This is a genomic window from Marinobacter sp., from assembly GCF_046484525.1.
GTDB lineage: Bacteria > Pseudomonadota > Gammaproteobacteria > Pseudomonadales > Oleiphilaceae > Marinobacter.
The window spans coordinates 1-5553 of sequence record NZ_JAWOIS010000007.1 but is presented as its reverse complement, the minus strand read 5'-3'; the positions used below and the strand labels follow the sequence as shown (position 1 = coordinate 5553).

Sequence of the window (5553 nt, the reverse complement as noted above, 5' to 3'; positions counted from 1 at the left end):
CAGCAGTCGTCTGTGGATGACCTTGCAATAGCAGCACATCACCCTCTTTCAGGTTGATGCGATCCAGTCGCGCCCTTAATTGCGAACCCTGTCGGAATATGGCCAGTAAGTTGACACCAAATCGCCGGCGCAGGTCGAGATTGAAGGCTGATGAATTGATCAAGGGTGAACTAGCTGTAACCACAGCCTCGATCAAGGTCATCTCTTCATTAACAAGATCCTCTCGTTCAATGGGTTTACTGCCGACAAGTATCAATTTACCATTTGATACTAGGTCGTCCAGTTCCTTTGTACCGCATTTAACGATCAAGATATCTCCTGACCTGAATATCGTTTGCGGACCAGGAGCCATCCGTTTTTCCTGGGGACGAACGGAGAAAAGGGGACGGAGGGATTAAAGTTTAACCAGTTATCGAAGTTGGTCATTTTATAATCCCTCCGTCCCCTTTTCCGAGGTGAGCAAACAATCCCAATACCCGTCATTCCCGCGCAGGCGGGAATCCAGCTACGTAGGATGGGCAATGGAGGCAAACGCGACGTTTCGCCAATACTGGCGCCATAACTCGCCTCCTGCTAAAGTATCACCTGATGATACTCAAAAGGAATATTGATGAACCCGGATCAGGGAATGGAAAACCTGCTCGAAATGAATGGATGGATCATCCAGCAGGAGCGTGGATACTGGGTCAGGCTGGAAGCCTGGAGGGTCGAACCTTCAGAGCACATCCCTCACGGCATCCGCTACAACTTGACCCTGCACGACCACCACAACCAGCGGCTCATGGGATTCGACAATGCCCATGTCCCCAAGGCTGGAAGGAAGCGGGGCTACAAAGGCCGGATTGTAGAGTACGACCATCAGCACACAGATATGAACTGCAAGGGAGAACCCTACTGCTTCGAGTCCCCTGCACAACTGATTGAAGATTTCTGGACGGCAGTCGACGACTGCCTGAAAAAGCACGGCGTCATAGGATAGAGATTGAACATGAGCACTATCAGAATAGGCATCATGCCTCCAACTAAAATGCGAGAGATGACCATCGCCATCGCCAAGGGTGAGTTCAAGCCAAAGCGCAACTGGCCCACCATCTGGTTCCCCTCAATGAAGGCCCTCAGCGAGGTGTTGAGCGACCGCAACCGGGAACTGCTACGCGTCATCGCCGAGCAGCACCCAGACTCCATCAAGGAATTGGCCGAGCTTACTGGACGCAAGCCGAACAACGTCTCCAGGACGCTCGATACCATGCAGAACTACGGCTTGGTGGAGTTCAAGCAGGTGAAGCGTTGCCGCAAGCCGGTGGTGAAGGGAACGGAGTTTCTGATTCAGGCGTCGTGAGACGCATGGTCGAAGGGATGAAATAGGTATACTGTCCCCGGAAACGCTTGGAGACCAATCAAGCAGCCAGAAGGTGGCAACGAAATAGGTATACTGTCCCCGGAATTCCGGGCACTAATAACCGAGGGCATGGAAAGCGGCTCGGGCAAGCGCACCATGGAGGAACTGCGTGGAGCAGCCAGAAAAAAGCGAGCAGCTAGTAAACAGGACTAAAGGTCTCTGTCAAGCCTCACGCCTCCCTCAATACACTGAATTCCTGAAACAGCCTAACTGGCAGTGGCACCGCCAGTTTCCAGTAGATAGTCATAGGTTTTGCTCCTTCGGCACGCTCTAGCGTAACCGGACCACAGGTGCGGTAGGGGTCGCCTTTGGCCTTGCGAACAAAGAGTTGAAAGGACCAGCCATTACCGGGGCTTTCCAAGTAACGGCGGCCGGCAGCGGTGACCGGGCTGGCCGAGTTTTGTGATTGCCAGTGAAAGCGCTCGGCACTGATGGCGTAGTCATGGTAGGAGATGCGTTCATGGTAGCCTTCACGTTTGTCCAGGGTGACAAACAGTAGCTCGATCTGGCGCTCGCGCAGGGCCAGCACTCCAGACTGAAAGGGTGCGCGTCGCTCGGCTGACAACCAGCCCACTGCCGTCAAAATCTCCCGAATGCCATAGCTGCCATGCAGGCTAAGGGGTGTATCCTCCAGCCCGGGGATGGGCTTGTGCAACAAGCTGCTCCTTGCCTGGAGCACCTCGCCAAGTTCGCTAAGCTCGCTGCACAGTTCCGGGTGGGCATGCAGGCGCTTCAGGAACGCTTCGCTGCTGCCAGCCTGATGGTGTTGGGCATCGATCTGATAAGCGAGCATCTGGAGCAGCCGGCGCTCGCGTTCGTTCCCTGCCCGGTAGCCGGCAGATGACTCTCCCACCTTGCGCAATATATCGAGCCGCTCAGGATCATCGAGGTGCAGCAGATCAGGGAAACGACGACCAAAATAGTCTTCCTCGTTACCGGCATCCGTGGTCAACAGGCCTGCATCCCGTTTCAAACGTGTCCAGCCAGAGTACCCGCTTTTGCGATAAATATCTTGCAGCTCGATGGCCTGCTCGCGCAGGAAATCGACCAGGCGGATGTTGCCCCGCCCACGCAGGACAGCATAGGTTTGCAACTCGGTGCGCAGGCGGCGCCAATTGTGCTGTATCAGCCTTTTCAGGCTGTTGAGGATCTGCTCCTGTGTCTTGCGCTGGAGGTGGATATGACAGCCTGGCGGCAGGGAGCCGAAACCCCTCCCGACCGCTTCGAGCAACTCTCCCCGTGGCAACCCGGTGATGGTAGAAAGCAGCCGGTCGAAGCGGAATTCCTGTCGGTGTTGTCCGACGAAGTCGAGCACCAGGCAGCTCTCCTTGCCTTGGGCAAGGCGCAATCCACGGCCGATCTGTTGCTGGAACAGTACCGGGCTTTGGGTCGGGCGCAACAATAGCAGCGTGTCGACGAGCGGCAGGTCCACCCCTTCGTTGTAGAGGTCGCAGGTGACGATGGCGGCGATCTCGCCCCGCGCCAGCCTCTCAGGTGCACGCCTTCGCTCCTCTAGCGGGGTGGTGCCCACGACACATATGGCCTTGATTCCGGCGGCATTCAGCTTCCCGGTCATGTATTGGGCGTGGGCGACAGAGACACAGAACACTAGGGCCCTGCCACGTGCCGGATCACCGGCCAGGCGACGCCACTCGTTCAGCACCAGCCGTGCTCGCACATCGTTGCCCGTCACCAGGTTGTCGATGGCCGCCAGTTCCCCCGGCTGCTCCCACGGCACGCCGGAGAAGTCCGTCTCGTCATCGCAGGCGTAATACTCGAAGGGGCTGAGCAATTGCAGGTCGAGTGCATGCCATAACCGCAGTTCCACGGCAGGGCTGCCGTCGGGGCGGCTATCGAAATAACCCATGATCGGCTGCCCGTCACTGCGCTCCGGTGTGGCGGTTAGACCGAGCAGGATGCGAGGGGTTACCGAAGTGACGAGGGAGTCGAAGCGCTGTGCCGCGAGGCGGTGACACTCATCCACGACCACCGTGTGCCAATGGTCGGCGCCAAGGCGGGCAACCAGATCCCGGCTGGTTACGCTGTCGATGGTGGCAAAGAGGTGATCAAAGCGGTCAGGTTCATTACCGCCTGCCAGCAGCTCACCGAAGGCGTGATCGCGCAGCACCTCGCGATAGGTACGCAGTGCCTGCTTAAGGAGCTCCTCCCGGTGCGCCACAAACAGCAGACGCGGCCGCCCACCCGTCTGGGCGCTGCTACGTTTGTAATCAAAGGCCGCCACCACGGTCTTGCCTGTTCCGGTGGCAGCGACAACCAGGTTGCGCCAGCGCCCGTGATCCCGCTCGTTCTGGAGCTGATCGAGCATCTCCTGCTGGTAGCTCTTGGGTTCCAGATCGAAGTAGGTTGGTCGAGCTATGATCCCGCCGCCCGACTCCCGTTGTAGTGCCTCGCCTAGTGCGCTGCGGTGTTGTGGATTGCCCGGATCGTAGGGTTGAAATTCCTTGTCTTCCCAAAGCGTCTCAAAGTGTGCCTTGGCGCGTTCGAACAAATCGGTTTGACCGTGCTCGGTGAATTTGACGGTCCACTCCAGCCCGCCCATCAGCGCGGCGCCCGACAGATTGGCGCTTCCCACATAGGCGGTACCGAATCCGCTGCGACGCTGGAACAGCCATGCCTTGGCGTGGAGGCGGGTGCGGCGACCGTCCAGCGACACCCGGATTTCGCATCCGGGCAGTTGCGCCAGTTCATCCAGCGCGCGGAGCTCCGTAGCACCGGTGTAAGTGGTGGTCAGGATACGCAGACGGGTGCGAGGCTGGCCATCCGCACCCACAGAAGTGATCGACTGAAGAATATCCAGCAGCTTTCGTACACCGGAATGGGTGATAAAGCTGACCAGGATATCGACCTGATCGCAGGCAGCAAGCTCGCGGCGCAGTTCGGAGAGGAGCGAGGGTGAGCCCTTGCCGGCGGTGAACAGCCAGGGCAGGGCCAGGCCGGTATCGGGGAATGCCGATGGTTCGCCGTGCCGGTGCACGGCTTGCAGCAAGCGTAATGGTTCGGACAGTGGATCGATCGCCTCATCGCGTACTTGCAGGCGCTGCCGAGTATAAAGCAGAAGATCATTGGCCAGCGCCAACTGGCGCCGGATCTTTTCAGTCCCTTCGCCGCTCAAATCATCAAGGATGCGCGTGAGTTGGGAAGCGATGGCTTCAGCCAGTCGTTCCGGGGCATCCTCCGCAGAGAGTGGCGAGAGGGTACGGCTATGCTCATCCGTGGACTGGGTTATGGCATCCCACAGAGACTCGGTGAGTAATTGGTCGTATAGTCCTTCAGGCAAGTCCATTATATGTGTGTTCGAACTCTTCCCGATTCCTTAGCGGTTCAACTGCTTTGAACCATACCACATTGAGATTGAAGGCATAATAGCAGGGATGTAGAGATTGTTCGAAGCTAAACACGAAGCCTGGGTACAGCTCTTGAGCTGTACCCAGGCGAGGCGTGACTCCCTCACTTAGGCCGACAAGCAATTCGGACAAGTGGCCACTCGGACATAACGGTCCGTGACTTCTTTCATTGGCGCCTGCGCGTACGACCCCACGTAAATCATGCTCTCTTCCGCCGGCAAGGATGAGCAGGTCGATGAATGAACCAGATGCTCGCCAGCTTGGTTTGTGCCTTTCTCAACATAAAACAGTGCCATAACCGTATCTCCTCGTAGTGTTAAGAACTCTTACTGCCGCCACGACGATTAAAGCTTGAGTGAAATTGTCGGTTTACTGACCTGCGTGGGGTGTTTCTGTATCAAACCCGACCAGATCACTCTGATTTCAGCATATCATCGTGCTTACTACGAGTGTCAGCAATATTTATTCCTGAATATTTTTAGGGGCACGCTTAGGGAATAGCCAAATCGCTTTTTTTCTCACCGAATCCAGAGTCACGGCTGATACCGTTCAACCAACGCTCACTCAAGTTGCGCATACTAATCGTCATATTCAGGACCTGCCCGTCGTAAGGGAAACTGGCTGCCTTGAACGAAGGTGAAGAGGACCCCACCGGATCCCGGCTCGCTATACTGTTACCAGATGTCCCCAAGTGTCAGGTGAGGCTAATCCCCATGGTTCCAGCGTCACGCATCCTCATCTCCGTGGCATTGCTGCTACTACCGCTTGTGCTGTACGCGCCCCCGATGC

Annotated in this window: 4 protein-coding genes; 2 read left to right on the top strand and 2 right to left on the bottom strand. The window is 57.0% G+C overall.

Annotated elements, in window-relative coordinates; genetic code table 11:
* On the bottom strand, positions 1 to 310 hold a 310-nt coding region (locus R6W86_RS01370; protein WP_410327607.1), incomplete at its 3' end, for a TrkA C-terminal domain-containing protein.
* Between the two features lie 300 nt (positions 311 to 610).
* On the opposite strand from R6W86_RS01370, the gene R6W86_RS01365 reads away from it, so the two are divergent.
* Complete coding sequence (locus R6W86_RS01365; RefSeq protein ID WP_410327606.1) at positions 611 to 979, top strand: DUF6516 family protein; 369 nt, start codon at positions 611 to 613, stop codon at positions 977 to 979.
* A gap of 9 nt (positions 980 to 988) precedes the next feature.
* Positions 989 to 1339, top strand: a complete 351-nt coding sequence (locus R6W86_RS01360; RefSeq protein ID WP_410327605.1) for a helix-turn-helix domain-containing protein — start codon at positions 989 to 991, stop codon at positions 1337 to 1339.
* Positions 1340 to 1568: 229 nt separating this feature from the next.
* Here the strand turns inward: R6W86_RS01360 and R6W86_RS01355 are convergent, their stop codons facing one another.
* Entirely contained in the window at positions 1569 to 4703 is a 3135-nt protein-coding gene (locus tag R6W86_RS01355) for a DUF3427 domain-containing protein (RefSeq protein WP_410327604.1), read from the bottom strand.
* Positions 4704 to 5553: the final 850 nt, after the last annotated feature.